The following is a 17,935-nucleotide window of genomic DNA, read 5'->3' as shown; positions in this document are numbered from 1 at the left end:
CCTACGCCCGGAACCCGAAATACAGCCAGATCAGCATCCCCACCAGCAAAAGCGCCAGGGGCCAGGGATAGGCGAAGAGCACCGCGTAGAGCCGCGAGTCGAACTTCAGGTGCATGAAATACATCAGGATGAGGAGCCCCTTGGCGATGGCGAACCCCAGCAGGAAGGGCAGCTGGGGCACCGGCAGACGGATGACGCTCACCTCCAGGATGGTGAGGAGGATCAGGACGATCCCCACCAGGACGTAGTTCGGATGCTTGTGGGCTTTCGCCTCCATCTTCCCTCCCGGACGGTCCAGGGTGGCGGAAGCTTCCCTCAGCGCAACAGATACACCACCATGAAGATCGCTACCCACACCAGGTCCACGAAGTGCCAGTAAAGCCCCACCGTCTCCACCAGGACATCGTTTTGCGGCGAGAGGCGGCGGCGCAGCCCCAGGGCCACGCTCAGGATCCAGATCACCCCCACCGCCACGTGGGCGGCATGGAAGCCGGTGACCGTGTAGTAGGCGGAGCCGAAGACGTTGACGCTGGGGGTGAGGCCTTCATGAAGATGCTGGCTGTATTCCACCGCCTTCAGGATCAGGAAGCAGATCCCCAGCCAGGCGGTGGTGAGCAGCCAGGCGATGGAGGCCCGCCGGTTGCCGTCCCGCAAGTGGGCCAGGGCCAGCACCATGGCCACGCTGCTGGTGAGCAGGATCATCGTGTTGATGGTGGGGATGGTCAGGGTGAGGGCCTCATGGGCGGTGGGACCGCTGGTGACCCGGTTGTGCAGCACCAGGTAGGAGACGATCAGGGAGGCGAAAAAGATCACCTCGGAGGCCAGGAAGACCCAGACCCCCAGCTTGCGGCTGTCCACCGCGATCTCGGATCCGACCGCCGGATGATGGCTGGCCATCTCTCACTCCTCCGCCGTTGCGGATGGAAAGGGCGCGGGACCCCCGGGCCCTTACGATGAGGCCTCGTGGGTTTCCGGGAACAGGGGCTGCTGGACCCAGCGGGCCAGCCCCAGGGCGAACAGGAGGAGCCCCAGGGGGATGAAGATCCAGTGGGTCACCAGCCCCAGGGCGAAGACCGTCAGCCCGGCCGCCAGGATCAGCGGCCAGAGGCTCGGCGCGGGCAGATGGATGAGCTCCGCCTCCGAATCCCCTTCGGGCCCATCCCCACCGGGGGCCTGCGCCGTCGGGGCCTCCGCCACCGGACGCGGATGGGGGTTCCCGGTGTATTTGCGGTCCCAGGCCGGCCGGCGGCTGTGAACCACCGGGACGCGGGCGAAGTTATAGGGCGGCGGAGGCGAGGAAGTCAGCCACTCCAGGGTGTGGCCGTCCCACGGATCGTCCGGGGCCCGCTCCCCGGCGACCAGGCTGCGGGCGATGTTGACGAAGAAGACCACGAAGCCCAGGGCCAGGATGAAGGCGCCGATGGTGGCCAGCAGGTTCAGGCTCTCCCAGCCCAGGCCCGCCGCGTAAGTGTAAACCCGCCGGGGCATGCCCATCAGGCCCAGGAAATGCATCGGGAAGAACGTGAGGTTGAAGCCGATGAACTGCAGGGCGAAGTGCAGGCGGCCCAGCCGCTCGTCCAGGAAGCGGCCGGTGATCTTGGGGAACCAGTAGTAGATCCCGGCCACGATGGCGAACATGGAGCCGCCGAAGAGCGTGTAATGGAAGTGGGCGACCACGAAATAGGTGTCCGTCACCTGCCAGTCCACCGGGACCGAGGCCAGGAACAGGCCGCTCAACCCGCCGATGACGAAGAGGGCGACGAAGGCGGCGGCGAAGAGGAAGGGCGCCCGATACCGCACCGACCCGCCCCAGATGGTGGCGATCCAGTTGAAGACCTTGATGGCCGTGGGCACCGCCACCAGCATGCTGGCGGCCGAGAAGAAGGCGTTCACCACATCCGGCAGCCCCACGGCGAACATGTGGTGAGCCCAGACGGTGAACCCGATGAAGCCGATGGCCACGCTGGAGTAGGCCACCGCCGTGTAGCCGAAGATGGGCTTGCGGGAGAAAACCGGCAGCACCTCCGAGACGATCCCCATGGCCGGCAGGATCATGATGTAGACCTCCGGGTGGCCGAAGAACCAGAAGAGGTGCTGCCACAGCAACGGGTCGCCGCCCGCCGCCGGGTTGAAGAAATGGGTCCCCAGATGGCGGTCCAGGAACAGGAGGAACAGGGCCGCCGAGATGCTGGGCATCGCAAAGAGAATGAGGAAGGCGGTCACCAGCGTGGTCCAGGCGAAAAGCGGCAGCCGGTTCAGAGTGAGACCGGGCGCCCGCAACAGCAGGATGGTAGAGACAAAGTTGATGGAGGAGGTGATGGAGGAGATCCCCAACAGCTGCAGGCCCAGGATCCAGAAGTCGATGCCGGCGCCTTTGGAGAAGGTTTTCGCCGTCAGCGGCGCGTAGCCGAACCACCCCGCGTCCGGCGCCCCGCCCAGGAGGAAGCTCAGGTTCAGGAAGATCCCGCCGAGCAGGAACATCCACACGCCGAAGGCGTTGAGGCGGGGGTAGGCCATGTCCCGGGCCCCGATCATCAGGGGGACCACATAGTTCCCCAGGCCCGCCAGCACCGGCATCACCACCAGGAAGACCATGGTCGTGCCGTGCATGGTCAGGACCTGGTTGTAAGCCTCCCCCACCAGCACCCGGTGGTTCGGGATCGCCAGCTGGGTGCGGATGAGCAGGGCCTCCAGGCCGCCGATCAGGGCAAAGAACCCGGCGCCCAGGATGTAAAGGATGCCGATGCGCTTGTGGTCGACTGTGGTCAACCACGAGAGCAACCCGCGTTCGGCATACACGCGGGGGAGCGCGACCGTCGAGCTGGCCATCGCCGCCTCCTTCATCACTTCAGGGACGAGAGATACGCCACCAGGGCCTGGATCTCCTGCGGGGTCAGGCCCAGGCGGGGCATTAACGAGCCCGGCTTGATGGCCGGGGGATTATCGAGCCAGCGGGCCAGGTTCTCCGGAGTGTTCTCCAGAAGGCCCGCCGCGATCGTCGTCCGGCTGCCCACGTGGGTGAGGTTCGGCCCGACCTTCCCCTGGGCGGGCGTGCCGTTGATGGTGTGGCAGCCCACGCAGGCCTTGCTCATAAAGACCTGATAGCCCTGCTGCGCCAGGGGCTCCGTCGGAGAAGCCGCGGGCGCCCGCTGGGCTTCCACCCATCGGTCGAAGGCCTCCCGGGAGACCGCATGCACCCGCAGCCGCATGTTGGCGTGGGAGGCGCCGCACAGCTCCGCGCACTGCCCGTAGTAGGTCCCCTCCGCATCGGCCTGCAGCCACAGGACGTTCTCCCGGCCGGGGATGGCATCCATCTTGCCGCCCAGCTGGGGGACCCAGAAGCTGTGGATGACGTCGGCGGAGGTGACGGTGACCCGAAGGGGCTGGCCGACCGGGATCACCAGCTCATTGGCGGTGGTGATCCCCAGGGTGGGATATTGAAACTCCCACCACCACTGGTGGCCGATGACCTTCACCGGCAGCGCATCCGCCGGCGGCGTGGAGGTCGCCGCCATCGTCCGCCAGGTCATGGCGAAGATCACCGCCAGCCCCAGGGCGGTCACCGTGGTCCAGGAGACCTCCAGCGCGCGGTTCCCATGGATCTGAGGGGGGATCGCCCGGGGATCCCGGGCCCGGAAGCGGACGACGGCGTAGAGCAGCAGGGCTTCCACCACGATGAAGACGAAGGCGGTGATCGCCAAAATGAAGCCGAACAGATCCGCCTCGGCGCGCCCTTTGGGGGAGACCGGGCGCAGGATGGAGGGGCTCTGGGCGGCGCATCCGGTCAGGAGGCCCAGCATCACCCCCATCACGACCCTTCGATCGAGGGCCCATCCCTTCCGTCGATCGCATGCGGATGGCATCCGATGCTCCTCCCGCTTCACAGACTCCTAAGGGATCAATCCGCTCCTTCAGGAGGACCACACCCCATCGCCCGTTCCTGAAGAAGGGGCCTTAATAATAATGTGATCAATCATCGAAATTGTCAAGGAAAAGCCTCTTTCCGGCCGAATTTCTGGATAAGGGAATCAACTTTTGGCCGAAGGCCTCCCGGAGCCTCCGGCCGGTTCCGACGGAGGAAAGTGGGGCCGGGCGCCCGAACCCGGCCCCGGGCGGGGACGGTCCGGCGGATGTGGGGGGACGGGGTCGTCGCGGCGCTCAGGCGCCCAGCAACAGGCGCCGCAGGATCGGCTCGCTCTGCGGGGTGGTCACGGCGAGGAGCTCGTCCTCGGCCTGCAGGACGGTGTCCCCAGAGGGGATGAAGGTCTGGTCCCCGCGCACCACCATCACCACCAGGGCGTCCGCCGGGATGCCCAGCTCCCGGATGGGCCGCCCGTCGGCAGGCGCCCCGGGGGCGACCTTCCCTTCCACCAGCTGGATGCCCCCGCGGCGCAGGGCCAGCAGGTGCACCAGGGAGCGCAGGGGCAGGGCCCGCTCGATCTGGGCCTGGATGACCTCTGTGGTGGAGACCGTCACGTCGATCCCCAGGCGGGCGAAGATCTCCGCGTTGCGCGGGTTGTTGATGCGGGCGATGGTCCGGGGGACGTTGAATTTGCGCTTGGCGAGCAAACACACCACCAGGTTGTCCTCGTCGTCCCCTGTCACCGCAATCACCGCGTCGGCCCGGTTCATCCCCACCTGGGCGAAGGTGCTGGAATCGCAGCCGTCCCCCACCCAGACGTGGTCCGTCCCCAGCTCGTCGATCAGGAAGGCCGCGCGGCGGGGGTTCTTCTCGATCAGAAGCACCTCGTGCCCCTCCGCCAGCAGGGACTTGCTCAGGTAATAGCCGACCTTGCCGCCGCCGACGATGATGAGATACATCCTCTAATCCTCCAGGCACTTGCGGATGGCCTCCGCCGCCAGGGCGGTGGGGGAGATGGTCTTCAGCCCCAGCTCCTGGAAGATCTCCGCCCGCAGCGGATCGTTCAGCCGGGTGATCACCCGGGGCACGCCGAAGATCTCCCGGGCGACCTCGGCGGCCATGATGTTGGTGTTGTCGTAGCCGGTGACGGCGATGAAGACATCCGCCTGTTCGATCCCGGCCCGGCGCAGCACCTCCGCGTCGATGCCCATCCCGACCACCGTCTCCCCCGGGAAGTCCGGCCCCAGGGCTTCCAGGGCCTCCCGCTCCCGATCGATCACCGTCACCGCATGGCCCTCCCGCGCGAACTGACGAGCCAGATACGCCCCCAGACGACCGCAACCCAGGATCACGATGCGCATGGCGTTTGTTCCTCCCGATGCTTCCGCCGTCCCACGGCCCGGATCACAGCGGCTCCACCGGCTCCACCAGCACCCCCTGCTTCTGGATCCAGGCCAGCCCCTCCTCCACGCGATCGGGCGGGCCCTCCAGATCGACCACCAGCCAGGCCTCGGTGGCCTCCACATGGGCCCGACGGATGTTGACCAGCAGGCCGAACCGCTGGATGAGCCGGTAGAGCAGCGGCTCATCGATCAACGCCGGGGGATACACCAGCTTCACCCGCCGCAGGGTCGTCTGGTCCATGGGAGCCTCCCCTTCGTGGATCCGAAGCGGAAGTCCATCCCCACTCTCATTCCCGCATGGGCGCCTTGGCCACGATCACCTCGCAGGCTGCCCGGCGCATCACCTCCTGCACCGTCCGCCCCAGGCCGTCGCCGGAGGGTCGGTGCTTCAGCCCGATCCCCATGATGATCTGATCCGCCCCGACCTGCCGGGCCACGCTGAGGATCCCCTCCGGAGCGGAGCGATGCCGGATCAAATAGATCTCCGGCTTCATCCCGTGCTGCATGGCGATGAAGCGGGCGGTCTCCAGGGCCCGCTGGCCCCGCGCCTCCAGCTCCGGGAGGGGGGTGTCCAGGGGCACCGTGTAGGGAACCTCCAGGACGTGGACCAGGACCAGGCGGGCGTGCTGGGGTTCCCCCAGCCGACAGGCCAGCTCCACCGCCCGCTCGGAATAGATCCCCTCCACGATGGGAACCACGATGCAGCGGGCGGCCTCCACCGAGTAGACCGCCCGGGCCACCTCCGCCGGGACCGGTCGGGGCACCCGCAGCATCCAGAACAGGGTCGCCGAGACGATCACCAGGAACACCAGCGCCAGCGCAACGCCCAACGGATGTCCCATCGGATGCGATGCCTCCGAGATCCTGAATTAGAGGATCTGCCCTTTTCGCATGGCCCACCAGGCCCGCCAGCGCTGGACCCCCATCCCGATCATCAGCCCTCCCACCAGGATGGGAAGCATCAGCGTGCTCCACCCCATGCCTCGCTCCAGGACGACCCACAGGCTGCGACCGATGAGGAGCGCCCCCAGGATCATCAGGATCGTCCCGCTTGCCAGCCGGAAGCTCGTCATGCCCGTCCCCGCTCCTGCTGTCGGCGCATCCGCTCGATGCGGAAGCGCTCCAGCAGCTCGTATTCCCCGGTGTCCTCCAGGATCTTCAGCTGCTGGGCGTCCCAATCGCGAGGGAGGCTCCCCCACACCGGCCTGCCGGTGCGCCGGCGATACCACGCGTAGTAGAGCACCCACAGGCCCACCCAGATCGGACCGGTGATGCGGGCGATGTCGTGGGTGTAGAGCACGATGAGGACCATCAGCCCGGTGCCGATCACCCCCAGGACCCCCGGGATGGGGATCTCCACATCACGCCAGCGCAGATTTAAGGGAACCCGATACGGGCGCGGGACGTGGGGCTCTTTGATCCGCAGGGCCACCAGGGCGATGGTGCTCAGGAAGTAAGCCAGCATCGCCCCGAAGGCATACATGTTGGCCATGGTCTCCAGAGCCCGGCGCCCGCTCAGGAAAGCGAAGACCGCCTCCGCCGCGGCCACTCCGGAAAAGACCAGGACGGCACGGACCGGGGTGCGGAAGCGGGGGTGGACCCAGGAGAGCCCCTCGCCGATCAGGCCCAGCTCGGCCATGCTGTAGGCCAGGCGGCTGGCCCCCATCACCCCGGTGTTGGCGGAGATCAGGACGATGGTGGCCGCCAGCACGGCCGCCATGGGGCCGGCCAGGAACCCCACCATGGGGAGCTGGCTGGCCAGGCGGGCCACCGGGTCTCCCTCCCGGGCGGCGATCTCCTGCCAGGGCAGGATGCCCAGGGACACCGTGGGGAAGGCCAGGGCGAAGAGGAGGACGATGACGATGAGGGCCAGGGAGGTGCGGGGGATCACCGTCGCCGGCCGGATGGTCTCCTGGGTCGCCTGGGAGACCGACTCCAACCCCACATACGAGATCACCGCGATGGAGACTGCATAGAGCAGCTGCTCGGTGGGGGGGAACTGGGTCCGCCACTGATGGAGGAAGAGCTCCGGTTGCCAGGCGAAGGCGAAGCCGATCACGATGATGCTGGACTCCATCACCAGGTCCAGGGCCCCCAGGACCGAGTTGAAGAGGGAGGACTCCCGGATGCCCTTCACGTTCAGCAAGGCCAGCAGCAGGATGAGGACCAGCGTCTCGGCCAGCCAGATCAGGTTGACGTCGTGGAAGGGCCCCACCGTGGTCCGAAACTCCCGGAAGGCCGGGAAGAAGAAGTTGATATAACCCGCGGAGGCCATGGCGAAGAGGGCGACGTCCACCGTGTAATCGAGCATCAGGGCGGCCCCGGCCACCAGGCCCCAGAAATCCCCCAGCCCGCGCAGGGTGAAATAGTGACCTCCCCCCGCTGAGGGATAGGCCGCGGCCATTTCGGTATAAGCCAGGCCGACCATGATGTAAACGATCCCGGCGATCAGGAAGGCCAGGGGGGTGGCCCCTTGAGCCGCCGCCATCACCAGGCCGAGGGCGACGTAGACGTCCGCCCCCACATCGGCATAACCCCAGGTGAAGGAACCCCAGACGGTGACCTCTCGCCGTAAGCCGACATGCTCCCGTCGAGCAACCGCCTCAGAGGCCATCGGGCACTCCATCGCAAAGCGATTGGATCGCTTGAGCGCTGCAATCCCCTCTCAACAGATCCTAATTGTATGAATCGGGACATTCCCTGTCAAAAAGAAGCCCCCGCCGGTGGAGCGCCTCTTCCCAGGCTGGCGGGCCCTCCCGGAACCCGGTAGAATGAGGAACACCGCCTTCGGGATCCCTCAACGGGCTCCCCGTTTCGTCTCCGCCCTCCGGTTCCTGCGGGAAGGGTGGTGGGATCGCCGGAGGCGGATGGCGGATTTCCGCGGCAGGAGAGGGAGGATCCATGGCGACGTCCAACGTGATCCAGGTGGAGATCGAGGAGCAGCTCAAAGCGGCTTATCTGGACTACGCGATGAGTGTGATTGTGGCGCGGGCGCTGCCGGACGTGCGGGACGGGCTGAAGCCGGTGCAGCGGCGCATTCTGTATGTGATGCACGAGATGGGGCTGCATCCGAACGCCCCTTACAAGAAGTCGGCCCGCATCGTGGGGGAGGTGCTGGGCAAGTTCCACCCCCACGGGGATATGGCGGTGTATGAGGCCCTGGCCCGGATGGCCCAGGACTTCACCATGCGCTATCCCCTGGTGGACGGGCAGGGGAACTTCGGGTCGGTGGATGGGGATCCGCCGGCGGCGATGCGGTATACCGAGGCGCGGCTGACGCCGATGGCGGAGGAGCTGCTGGCGGATCTGGAGAAGGAGACGGTGGAGTGGGTGGACAATTTTGATGGTTCGCTGCGGGAGCCGGTGGTGCTGCCGGCGAAGGCGCCCCAGCTGCTGATCAACGGGGCTTCGGGGATCGCCGTGGGGATGGCCACCAACATCCCCCCCCACAACCTCCAGGAAGTCTGCGATGCCCTGATCCATCTCATCGACCGCTGGGAGGAGCGGGATGAGATCACGGTGGAGGATCTCATGCGCTTCATCCCGGGCCCGGACTTCCCCACCGGCGGGCTGATCCTGGGCCAGGAGGGGATCAAAGCCGCCTACGCCACCGGGCACGGGCGGCTGGTGGTGCGGGCGGTGACCCGCATCGAGGAGATGAAGGGCGGGCGCTGGCGCATCGTGGTGACGGAGCTGCCCTATCAGGTGAACAAGGCGGCCCTCATCGAGCGGATCGCCGAGCTGGTCCGCGAAGGGCGCATCGAGGACATCGCCGACCTGCGCGACGAGTCCGACCGCCACGGGATGAGCATCGTCATCGAGCTCAAGCGCGGCGCCCGGCCCCAGACGGTGCTCAACCAGCTCCTGAAGTTCACCCCCCTTCAGACCACCTTCGGGGTCCAGATGCTGGCCCTGGTGGACGGCCAGCCTCGGGTCCTCTCCCTTAAGCGGATGCTGCAGCTGTTCGTCGAGCACCGGATCCAGGTGGTGACCCGGCGGACGCGCTACGACCTGGAGAAGGCGAAGGCGCGGGCCCATATCCTGGAGGGGCTACGGATCGCCCTCCAGTTCCTGGACGAGGTGATCGCCCTCATCCGCAACGCCCCCGATGCGGAGACCGCGAAGACACACCTGATGGCCCGCTTCGGGCTCACGGAGGTCCAGGCCCAGGCCATCCTGGACATGCCGTTGCGGCGTCTGGCGGCGCTGGAGCGCCAGCGGCTGGAGGAGGAGTATCAAAGCCTGCAGGCCCGCATCGCCGAGCTGGAGGCCCTGCTGGCCGATCCCCACAAAATCCGGATGGTGATCCGCGGGGAGCTGCAGGAGCTCAAGGAGAAATACGGCGATCCCCGCCGCACCCGCATCCTCCCCGAGGCCACGGCGGAGTTCACCGTGGAGGACCTCATCCCCGACGAGCCGGTGCTGGTGCTCCTGAGCCAGCGGGGCTACATCAAGCGGGTCCCGGTGGCCGCCTACCGGCCCCAGGGCCGCGGAGGGCGCGGGGTCACCGGGATGACCACCGACGAGGAGGACGCGGTCGCCCGGGGGCTGGCCTGTCGAGCCCTGGACTATCTCTTCCTTTTCACAGATCAGGGCCGGGCCTATCGGATCCGGGTCTACGAGGTGCCGGACGCGGATCGGGCGGCCCGGGGCCTCCCCATTGTGAACCTGATCAACCTGGCGGAGGGAGAGCGCATCACCGCCCTGGTGGCGGTCCCGCCCGCCTGGATGGAAGGGGCCGGCGATGGGGCGGACCGTTACCTGGTGATGGCCACCCGCCTGGGGAAGATCAAGCGGGTCCCCCTGAGCGAGTTCCTCACCGTTCGCTCCTCCGGCCTGGTGGCGATCCTGCTGGAGGAAGGGGATGTGCTGCAGGACGTTTGCCTCAGCGACGGCCGTGGGGACCTGGTGCTGGTGACAGCGCGGGGTCAGGCGCTGCGCTTCGAGGAGGCGGAGGTGCGCCCGATGGGCCGGGCGGCGGCCGGCGTGCGGGGCATCCGGCTGGAGGAAGGCGATCAGGTGGTCGCCCTGGATCGGGTGGATCCAGAGGGAGAGCTCCTGGTGGTGACGGCGGGAGGTTTCGGGAAGCGCACCCCCTTCGCCCAGTATCCCCAGAAGGGCCGGGCCACGGGGGGCGTGCGGACGGTGGCGGATCGACTGGAGGAGATCGGGGAGATCGTGGCGGCGCGGACGGTGCGTCCGGAGGACGACCTCGTGCTGCTGACGGTCAGCGGGATGGCCATCCGGATCCCCGTCCGGGAGGTCCCCCAGGCCGGCCGGGCGGCCCGCGGCAGCCGCCTGATCGCCCTGGCGGAAACCGACCGGCTGGCCTCCATCGCCCGGATCCGCCCGGAGAGCGCCCCGCATCCGACCGGGGGATGAGCCGGCTTCGCCGGCCTCCCGCGTTCCCGGTTCCTCAGGAGCCGGGGAACCCATCCCATCGAGATCTGCGTTAAGATCAACCTGGCAGTTGTGCAGGAACGGAGGCATTCATGCGGTTCCGGGATCGGCGGGAGGCCGGACAGCGGCTGGCGGAGGCGTTGCGGGACCTGGAGCCGGAGGCCCGGGCCGGACAGGTGGTGGTGCTGGGGATCCCCCGGGGGGGCGTGGTGGTGGCCTACGAGGTCGCCCGGGCGCTGGGGGCTCCCCTGGATGTGGTGCTGGCCCACAAGCTGGGCGCCCCGGGCAACCCGGAGCTGGCGATCGGGGCGGTGGCCGAGGATGGAACCCTCTGGATCGATCCCCTCGCGGTCGCGGAGCTGGAGATCCCCCCCGATTACATTGAGGAAGAGACCCGCCGCCAGCAGGAGGAGCTGCGGCGACGGGCTGCCCGCTTTCGCGGGCTCCGCCCGCCGGTTCCGGTGGAAGGGCGAACCGTGGTGGTGGTGGACGATGGGATCGCCACGGGGGCGACGATGCGGGTGAGCCTGCGCTCGCTGCGCCATCGGGGCGCGAAGCGGCGGATCGCCGCCGCCCCGGTGGCGCCGCCGGAGATGCTCCCCCGGGTGGAAGCGGAAGCCGACGCGGTGGTGGTGCTTTACACCCCTGCCCTGTTCTGGGCCGTCGGGGCCTTCTACGAGCAGTTCGAGCAGGTCTCCGATGAGGAGGTGATCGCGCTGTTAGAAGAAGCCATGGCCTGGGGGGCGCGCTCATGACTTCCTCCATCCGCACGGAGCCGACGCCGGAAGCGATGATCCAACGGCTTCGGGAGGCGCTGGCCCGGCCGCTCCCCGGGCCTTCTGCCCAGTGGGAGATGGCCCCGCCCTATCGTCGGGCCCTCCTGGAGCAGACCGGGGGGCTTCCTCCGGAGGCCCGGCCGGCGGCCGTGCTGATCCTCTTGTATCCCCGGGGCCGTGACCTCGCCTTCCCGCTCACCCGACGGACGGATCATGTGGCCCATCACAAGGGGCAGATCTCCCTGCCCGGGGGCGCATGCGAGCCGGGCGAATCCCCGGAGGCGGCTGCTCTGCGGGAAACCGAGGAGGAGCTGGGCTTTCTGACAAGCGCAGTGGGCCTCCTGGGCCATCTCACCCCCCTCTATGTCCCCCCCAGCGGCTTTCTGGTATATCCGGTGGTGGGCTATCTCCCGGAGCGCCCCGTGTTCCATCCCGCCCCCCTGGAGGTGGCGGAGGTGCTGGAGGCCACCCTCTCCTGGCTGCTGGATCCGCGCCATCAGGGTGAGGAGGAATGGGAGCTTCACGGCGCGCGGTGGCGGATCCCGGTGTTCCGGCTGGGGGGGCACGTCATCTGGGGGGCCACGGCGATGATCCTGGCGGAGTTCCGGGCTGTGGCGCGCGAGGCCCTTGACCCCCTCAGGGGATCCCACGCCGGCGCCCGGGATCTCGCGCGTCCATCCGGAGGCCTTGTCGATCCGGCGGGGCTGGGGGAGAATCCCCAGCGGGAGGAAAGGACAACGTGAAGGGCACCTCCGATTTGCCTCTGATCGGACGATCTGACCGGGAGGTTGCAGCGATGCGGAACTTCATCGCCCAGCGCGTAGCTTCCATCCCTCCGTCCGGGATCCGCCGCTTCTTTGATATCGCGGCGACGATGAAAGACGTGATCAGCCTGAGCATCGGCGAGCCGGATTTCGTGACGCCGGAGCCGATCCTCAAAGCCGGCGTGGAGTCCCTGCTGCGAGGGGAGACCCATTACACCAGCAACTCCGGGCTGATCGAATTGCGGGAGGCGCTGGCCGAGCATCTCTACCGGCTCTACGGCGTCTCCTATGACCCGGAGTCGGAGATCCTGATCACGGTGGGGGTTTCCGAGGCCCTTTATCTGGCGGTGAACGCCATCCTGGATCCGGGCGATGAGGTGATCATCCCCCAGCCGTGTTTCGTCTCCTACGCGCCGGAGGTGACCCTGGCAGGGGGCGTGCCGGTGACCTTCGCCACGCGGGCGGAGGAGGATTTCCAGGTCAACCCCACCGACGTCGAGGCCCGCATCACCCCGCGCACCAAGGCCATCCTGATCGGCTACCCCAATAACCCCACGGGGGCGGTGATGCCCCGGGAGAAACTGATGGCCATCGCCGCCCTGGCGGAGAAATACGATCTCCTCGTGATCTCCGACGAGATCTACGACCGCCTGGTCTACGACGGGACGCACACGTGTTTCGCGGCGTTGCCGGGGGCCCGGGAGCGAACCATCCTCCTCGGCGGCTTCTCCAAGGATTACGCCATGACGGGGTGGCGGATCGGCTATGCGGCGGCGCCCCGGGAGATCCTGGCGGCCATGCGCAAGATCCATCAATACACCATCATGTCCGCTCCCACCCCTTCCCAGTATGCTGCCCTGGCCGCCCTGCGCATCGGGGAGGAATACGTGGAACAGATGCGCCAGGAATACGACCGGCGCCGGCGGCTGATCGTGAAGGGGCTCAACGAGCTGGGCCTGACCTGCTTCGAGCCGAAGGGCGCCTTCTACGCCTTCCCCTCCATCGCCCGCACCGGCATGAGCGACACGGAGTTCAGCGAGCGTCTGCTCATGGAGGAGAAGGTGGCCGTGGTCCCGGGGAGCGCCTTCGGGCTGGGGGGCGAAGGGCACGTCCGCTGCTCGTATGCCACCGCCTACGAGAAGATCGAGGAGGCCCTGGAGCGCATCGCCCGCTTCCTGAAGCGCTACGGGTAGATCCCGGAGGCGCAGCCACAGCGGGCTCCACCCGGGCGGGGCGGGGCAGCCTTTCATACGGCTCCCCGCCCCGCCCGGAGTCCTTCGGAGGCCGAGAGGGGCGGCTCACCATTCCTCGTCCTCTTCGTCCTCCTCGAGGTCGATCTCCTCCCACTCCTCGTCGTCCAGCTCCAGCTCCTCCTCTTCCTCCGGGACCACCTCTTCCTCCTCCCACTCCTCCTCCTCGGCCTGGGTGTAGGTCAGGCAACCCATCTCGGGGTCCAGCTCGATCTCATCGGCCGTGCACATGCCGGCCTCCAGGTAGACACAATCCACATAATGGCAGCGAATGCGCGGCATGGGATCCCTCCTGACGGAATGTTAAAAGATTGAGGAAGATCTCGGAGGCGACGTCATGCTTCCTTAATTGCGTTTACCCTTCCTCCCGGAACGTCTGATAGAAGCGAAGGCCGCACACTCCCAGCAACAGGGTGATGAGGATGGCGGAGGTCACGCACCAGCTGCACCAGGCGTGGAGGACGAAGGCCTCGATGGCCGTGAGATACATCGAGAACAGCCATCCTCCCAGGGCGAGGGCGAAGGAGAGGGTCACCGTCCACGGCCGGAGGGAGGCGCGGTCGACCCATGAGAGGCCGCCGAGGAGGGCCAGGGCCAGATAGGCGCCCAGCCCCCAGGCGGCCACCGGGATCCCGAGCAGTTCCGCGTAGGGGCTGTTGTTCACCACGTCGCAGCCCCGGAACCCGATGCAGACCAGACCCTCGCCCTGGAGCTTGGCCCACGTCAGGTAAGCAGCCACGCCCGCCCCCATCAGGGCCAGCCCGCTCTGGGCCAGGGCGAGCCGATCTTTCGCCGCCGCCACCCTTGCCTGCGCCATCCGCCTTCCCTCTCACGGGCCCTTCTGCAGCAGGGTGTCTAGGTAGGTCTCATAAAACGTCACATCGTATAGCCCCTCGATCTTCTCCCCGTTGATGAAGATCGTCGGCGTCGCGCGGACGCCTCGCTGGCGCCCGGCCTCGGCCGCCTGGCGGATGAAATCCCGGTATTTGCCGGAGAGCAGGCAGTTCTCGAACCGCCCTCGATCCAGCCCCACCCGCGCGGCGAACCCGATCAGCCGGTCATCGGAAAACCAGCCCAGGTTCTCCCCCCGCTGGTTGGCGAAGACGACGTGCTCATATTCCCAGAACCGGCCCTGTTCCGCCGCGCAAGCCGCCGCCTCCGCCGCCCGGAAGGACTCCGGCCCCAGGAAGGGGAAATACCGGAAAATATAATACACTTTCCCGGCCTTCACGTATTTCGCGTCCAGCCGTGGGGCGACCTCCCGGGTGTAGCGGGCGCAGACCGGGCACTGGAAATCCGAATACTCCTCGATCACGATCTTCGCCTCCGGGTTCCCCTTGTAGGGATAACCGTCCGGGGTCAGGCCGCTCGGGTAGTCCACCGCGGCAACGCGCTCCGAAGGGCGGCTGGCCCACCACTGATAGCCGATCAGGGCCAGCACCCCCACCAGCGCCGCCGCCACAATCAGGATCGGCAGGCCGATGGGTCGCCGGGTCGGGGTGGAACGGGCCGTGCGCTTGCTCATCGAAGCCTCTCCTTACGGGGTTCCGGATGCGCTCATCAGATCCTGGAGGTCTACCCACACCTCGGCCATCGCCGTCGCCCCCTCCGGGAGCGCCGGCACTCCCTCGGGGAGGATGACCAGGCCGTTCGCTCGGGCCATCGCGCTCAGGATATGAGAGCCCTGCAGCCCACTGAGGCGGGCCCAGAACCGGCCATCCTCATAGAAAATGCGCGCGCGGAAATACGTCTCCCGACCGTCGCTGGAGATCGGCTCGGCCAGGTGCACCGGGATGCGGGGCCGCTCCCAGCGGGGATAGCCGCTCATCCGGCGCAGGACCGGCCGGACGAACTGGTCGAAGGTGATCATCGCGGAGACCGGGTTCCCGGGCAGGCCGAAGAAGGGGATGCCCCGGTAGTGGCCGAAGGCGAAGGGCTTCCCCGGGCGGATGCGCACCTTCCAGAGCCGGAGCTCCCCGTGCCGGCGGACCACTTCCTTCACCCAATCGTAAGCGCCCACGGAGGCGCCCGCGGAGGAGAGGATGAGATCCGGATGGTGAGCAGCCGCTTCGTCCAGCAACCGCTGCAGATCCTCCGGATCGTCCCGGGCGATCCCCAGCAGCAAGGGCTCCGCCCCGGCCTCCACCGCCTGGGCCGCCAGGGCCGTCCGGTTGGTCTCGTAAATGCAGCCCGGGGGAAGCGGACGGCCCGGCTCGATCAGCTCGTCGCCGATGGCCAGCACCGCCACCCGCGGCCGGCGGTGGACGGGCACCTCCAGGCGTCCCAGGGCGGCCAGAAGGGCCAGGGCCCCCGGAGTCAGGATCGTCCCCTGCTCCAGCGCCACCGTCCCCCGGGCCACATCCTCCCCGGCCGGGCGGATGAACTGTCCGGGCTGCGCCGGCCGGAACACGGCGATCTCCGGAGGAAGAGGACGGCCCGGCCCGCCCGCATCATCCGTGTCCTCCACCGGGATCACCGCATCCGCCCCGTTGGGAAGCAGGGCCCCGGTGGCGATGCGCACCGCCGTCCCGGGCTCCACCACGCCGGGGAACGGACGGCCCGCCGCGGCCTCCCCCCGCACCCGCAATCGGACCGGCCGCTCCCGGCTCGCCGTCCGGACGTCCTCCGCGCGGACCGCGTAGCCGTCCATGGCGGAGTTCGGGAAAGGAGGCAGATCCCTCTCCGCCCGGATGTCCTCCGCCAGGATGCGCCCGAGGGCCCGGGAAAGGGGCACCGACTCCGACGGCAGCGGATGAAACTCCGCCAGGATCAGCCGGCGGGCCTCCTCGACCGACACCCATTCCTGGGTCTGAAGCATCTTCGCTGTTTCTCCCGCCCGGGGGCTGCCATTCCCTCCGGCCTCCCCCGGGATTATACCCCGGGTTTGGGGCGCGGGGCTTCAATCCCGAAGGCGGCTGCGCCCGGGATCCCAAGGGGCCGATCCGATCTTCGCATCGGGGTCCACCTCCAGGTCGAGGGAGGCGAAGTGACCGGCCCGGGCGTGGAGCGCCGCGGCGGCGCCGATCATCGCCGCGTTGTCCGTGCACAACCAGGGTGGAGGAGCCACCACCGGGACGGGGGCGCGGCGGGCCATCTCGGATCGGAGCAGCCGGTTGGCGGAGACTCCGCCGGAGATCAGGATCGCCCGGGCTTCGTAGCGGCGCAGGGCCTCCAGCGTCTTCGTCACCAGCTGCTCGACCACCGCCGCCTGGAAGGAAGCTGCCAGATCGGCCACCGGGAGGGGCCGTCCCTGGAACCGCTCCACGGTGCGCAGGACTGCGGTCTTCAGCCCGCTGAAGCTGAACCAGAGGGGATCGTCGACCTTCGGCAAAGCGGGGAAGGGGAAAGCTTGGGGATCCCCTTCCCGGGCGATCCGCTCGATGGCGGGCCCGCCGGGGAACCCCAGGCCCAGGAGCCGGGCGACCTTGTCGAAGGCCTCCCCCGCCGCATCGTCGATGGTCCAGCCCACCCGGCGGTGATCCAGGAGATCCCGGACCCAGATGAGCTCGGTGTGGCCGCCGGAGACGATGAGGGCCAGGAACGGCGTGGGGAGGTCCTCCGGGGGGTTCCCCTCCACCCGGAGGCGGTGGGCGTAGAGGTGGCCTTCCAGGTGATTGACGGCGATGAGGGGTTTGCGACGGGCGAAGGCCAGGGCTTTCGCGAAACTCACCCCGACCACCAGCGAGCCGGGCAGGCCGGGCCCGTAAGTCACGGCGATGGCGTCGATGGCCTCCCATGAGAGGCCGGCCTGAGAGAGGGCCTCGCGGGTGACCGGGACGATGGCCTCGACATGCATCCGGGCGGCAAGCTCCGGGAAGATGCCGCCGTATTTGGCGTGGAAGGCGGCCTGGGAGGCCACCACGTGGCTGCGCAGGGCCCGGCCGTCCTCCACCACCGCCGCCGCCGTCTCATCGCACGAGGTCTCAATGGCCAGGATCCGCATCGGGCCCCTGCTCCACCGGGCGATCCTCTACCGTGAACGCGGCGACCGTCCCGCCGGTGATCCGGACCAGGTCCGTGAAGGTGATGGGGAAAAGGGCGTTGCGCGCTCCGGCGGCCGCCCACAGGATCTCGTAACGAGCGAGGGAGGCGTCGATCCAGACCGGGAGGGGCGTGGCGTGGGCGACGGGAGGCACCGCGCCCACCTCGAATCCGGTCACCTGTTGCACCGTCTCGGGGTCCGCGATGCGGATGCGCTTGCGGGAGATCCCCCACAGCCCCGCCAGGAGGCGCTGATCAGCTTTTCGATCCCCGGCCACCAGCACCAGCCGTGGGTCCCCATCGGCCAGGAAGAGGAGGGACTTCACGATGGCGCCCAGGGGGCATCCGACCGCCGCCGCGGCCTCCGGGGCCGTCGCCGTGCTCTGCTCCAGCACCCGCACCGCGGTTCCGGGGAGATGTTGATCCAGGAACGCCTGCACATCCTGAGGACCTCGTCCGGACATCGATCCTCCTCCCTGTCAGGCTCGACCTCTGCGTT

The 17,935-nt window shown here is 68.2% G+C and carries 20 protein-coding genes; 4 read left to right on the top strand and 16 right to left on the bottom strand.

The window, feature by feature from the left end:
- Position 1: 1 nt before the first annotated feature.
- The 10 genes from KNN16_RS14960 to KNN16_RS14915 all read right to left on the bottom strand — a co-directional run bounded on the left by KNN16_RS14960 (position 2) and on the right by KNN16_RS14915 (position 7,879).
- Entirely contained in the window at positions 2–277 is a 276-nt protein-coding gene (locus tag KNN16_RS14960) for a cytochrome C oxidase subunit IV family protein (protein WP_303897908.1), read from the bottom strand.
- A gap of 38 nt (positions 278–315) precedes the next feature.
- The gene (locus KNN16_RS14955; RefSeq protein WP_303897907.1) at positions 316–897 is read right to left on the bottom strand and encodes a cytochrome c oxidase subunit 3; all 582 of its coding nucleotides are present in this window, start codon (positions 895–897) and stop codon (positions 316–318) included.
- Positions 898–948: 51 nt separating this feature from the next.
- Positions 949–2,829: a cytochrome c oxidase subunit I gene (gene ctaD / locus KNN16_RS14950; RefSeq protein WP_303897905.1), complete on the bottom strand. Its 1,881-nt coding sequence runs from the start codon at positions 2,827–2,829 to the stop codon at positions 949–951.
- A gap of 14 nt (positions 2,830–2,843) precedes the next feature.
- Complete coding sequence (gene coxB, locus KNN16_RS14945; protein ID WP_303897902.1) at positions 2,844–3,863, bottom strand: cytochrome c oxidase subunit II; 1,020 nt, start codon at positions 3,861–3,863, stop codon at positions 2,844–2,846.
- Positions 3,864–4,158: 295 nt separating this feature from the next.
- Positions 4,159–4,821: a TrkA family potassium uptake protein gene (locus tag KNN16_RS14940; RefSeq protein WP_299286420.1), complete on the bottom strand. Its 663-nt coding sequence runs from the start codon at positions 4,819–4,821 to the stop codon at positions 4,159–4,161.
- Positions 4,822–4,824: 3 nt separating this feature from the next.
- Positions 4,825–5,223: a TrkA family potassium uptake protein gene (locus KNN16_RS14935; RefSeq protein WP_299286417.1), complete on the bottom strand. Its 399-nt coding sequence runs from the start codon at positions 5,221–5,223 to the stop codon at positions 4,825–4,827.
- Positions 5,224–5,266: 43 nt separating this feature from the next.
- The gene (locus tag KNN16_RS14930) at positions 5,267–5,506 is read right to left on the bottom strand and encodes an NIL domain-containing protein (protein ID WP_299286414.1); all 240 of its coding nucleotides are present in this window, start codon (positions 5,504–5,506) and stop codon (positions 5,267–5,269) included.
- 46 nt (positions 5,507–5,552) lie between these two features.
- The gene (locus KNN16_RS14925) at positions 5,553–6,107 is read right to left on the bottom strand and encodes a universal stress protein (protein ID WP_299286411.1); all 555 of its coding nucleotides are present in this window, start codon (positions 6,105–6,107) and stop codon (positions 5,553–5,555) included.
- A gap of 27 nt (positions 6,108–6,134) precedes the next feature.
- Entirely contained in the window at positions 6,135–6,338 is a 204-nt protein-coding gene (locus tag KNN16_RS14920; RefSeq protein WP_303897898.1) for a hypothetical protein, read from the bottom strand.
- Complete coding sequence (locus KNN16_RS14915) at positions 6,335–7,879, bottom strand: APC family permease (protein ID WP_303897896.1); 1,545 nt, start codon at positions 7,877–7,879, stop codon at positions 6,335–6,337. The genes KNN16_RS14920 and KNN16_RS14915 overlap by 4 nt, the downstream gene beginning before the upstream one ends.
- A gap of 287 nt (positions 7,880–8,166) precedes the next feature.
- Between KNN16_RS14915 and gyrA the strand changes: the two genes are divergently transcribed.
- The 4 genes from gyrA to KNN16_RS14895 all read left to right on the top strand — a co-directional run bounded on the left by gyrA (position 8,167) and on the right by KNN16_RS14895 (position 13,398).
- A complete protein-coding gene (gene gyrA / locus KNN16_RS14910) occupies positions 8,167–10,647 on the top strand; it encodes a DNA gyrase subunit A (protein WP_303897894.1) in 2,481 nt (826 codons plus the stop codon).
- A gap of 110 nt (positions 10,648–10,757) precedes the next feature.
- A complete protein-coding gene (locus tag KNN16_RS14905; protein WP_303897892.1) occupies positions 10,758–11,420 on the top strand; it encodes a phosphoribosyltransferase in 663 nt (220 codons plus the stop codon).
- The gene (locus KNN16_RS14900) at positions 11,417–12,184 is read left to right on the top strand and encodes a CoA pyrophosphatase (RefSeq protein ID WP_299283454.1); all 768 of its coding nucleotides are present in this window, start codon (positions 11,417–11,419) and stop codon (positions 12,182–12,184) included. Before KNN16_RS14905 ends, KNN16_RS14900 begins: the two co-directional genes overlap by 4 nt.
- A 53-nt stretch (positions 12,185–12,237) precedes the next feature.
- A complete protein-coding gene (locus KNN16_RS14895; protein ID WP_299283456.1) occupies positions 12,238–13,398 on the top strand; it encodes an aminotransferase class I/II-fold pyridoxal phosphate-dependent enzyme in 1,161 nt (386 codons plus the stop codon).
- Positions 13,399–13,503: 105 nt separating this feature from the next.
- On the opposite strand, the gene KNN16_RS14890 is transcribed toward KNN16_RS14895, so the two are convergent.
- From KNN16_RS14890 to KNN16_RS14865, 6 genes are all read right to left on the bottom strand, one after another.
- Positions 13,504–13,737: a hypothetical protein gene (locus tag KNN16_RS14890; RefSeq protein ID WP_299283458.1), complete on the bottom strand. Its 234-nt coding sequence runs from the start codon at positions 13,735–13,737 to the stop codon at positions 13,504–13,506.
- A gap of 73 nt (positions 13,738–13,810) precedes the next feature.
- The gene (locus tag KNN16_RS14885) at positions 13,811–14,272 is read right to left on the bottom strand and encodes a vitamin K epoxide reductase family protein (protein WP_299283460.1); all 462 of its coding nucleotides are present in this window, start codon (positions 14,270–14,272) and stop codon (positions 13,811–13,813) included.
- A gap of 12 nt (positions 14,273–14,284) precedes the next feature.
- Positions 14,285–14,980: a thioredoxin domain-containing protein gene (locus tag KNN16_RS14880; RefSeq protein ID WP_299283462.1), complete on the bottom strand. Its 696-nt coding sequence runs from the start codon at positions 14,978–14,980 to the stop codon at positions 14,285–14,287.
- A 12-nt stretch (positions 14,981–14,992) separates the two neighbouring features.
- Positions 14,993–16,273: a gephyrin-like molybdotransferase Glp gene (gene glp / locus KNN16_RS14875; RefSeq protein ID WP_303897889.1), complete on the bottom strand. Its 1,281-nt coding sequence runs from the start codon at positions 16,271–16,273 to the stop codon at positions 14,993–14,995.
- Positions 16,274–16,354: 81 nt separating this feature from the next.
- Positions 16,355–17,398, bottom strand: coding sequence for a tRNA (adenosine(37)-N6)-threonylcarbamoyltransferase complex transferase subunit TsaD (gene tsaD, locus KNN16_RS14870; protein ID WP_303897887.1), 1,044 nt, complete (start codon positions 17,396–17,398; stop codon positions 16,355–16,357).
- Complete coding sequence (locus KNN16_RS14865) at positions 17,379–17,900, bottom strand: YbaK/EbsC family protein (protein WP_303897885.1); 522 nt, start codon at positions 17,898–17,900, stop codon at positions 17,379–17,381. The genes tsaD and KNN16_RS14865 overlap by 20 nt, the downstream gene beginning before the upstream one ends.
- Positions 17,901–17,935: the final 35 nt, after the last annotated feature.

It is taken from the genome of Thermoflexus hugenholtzii, from assembly GCF_018771565.1.
GTDB lineage: Bacteria > Chloroflexota > Anaerolineae > Thermoflexales > Thermoflexaceae > Thermoflexus > Thermoflexus hugenholtzii_A.
The sequence above is the reverse complement of the archived record's forward strand: the minus strand, read 5'-3'. Positions and strand labels throughout refer to the sequence as shown.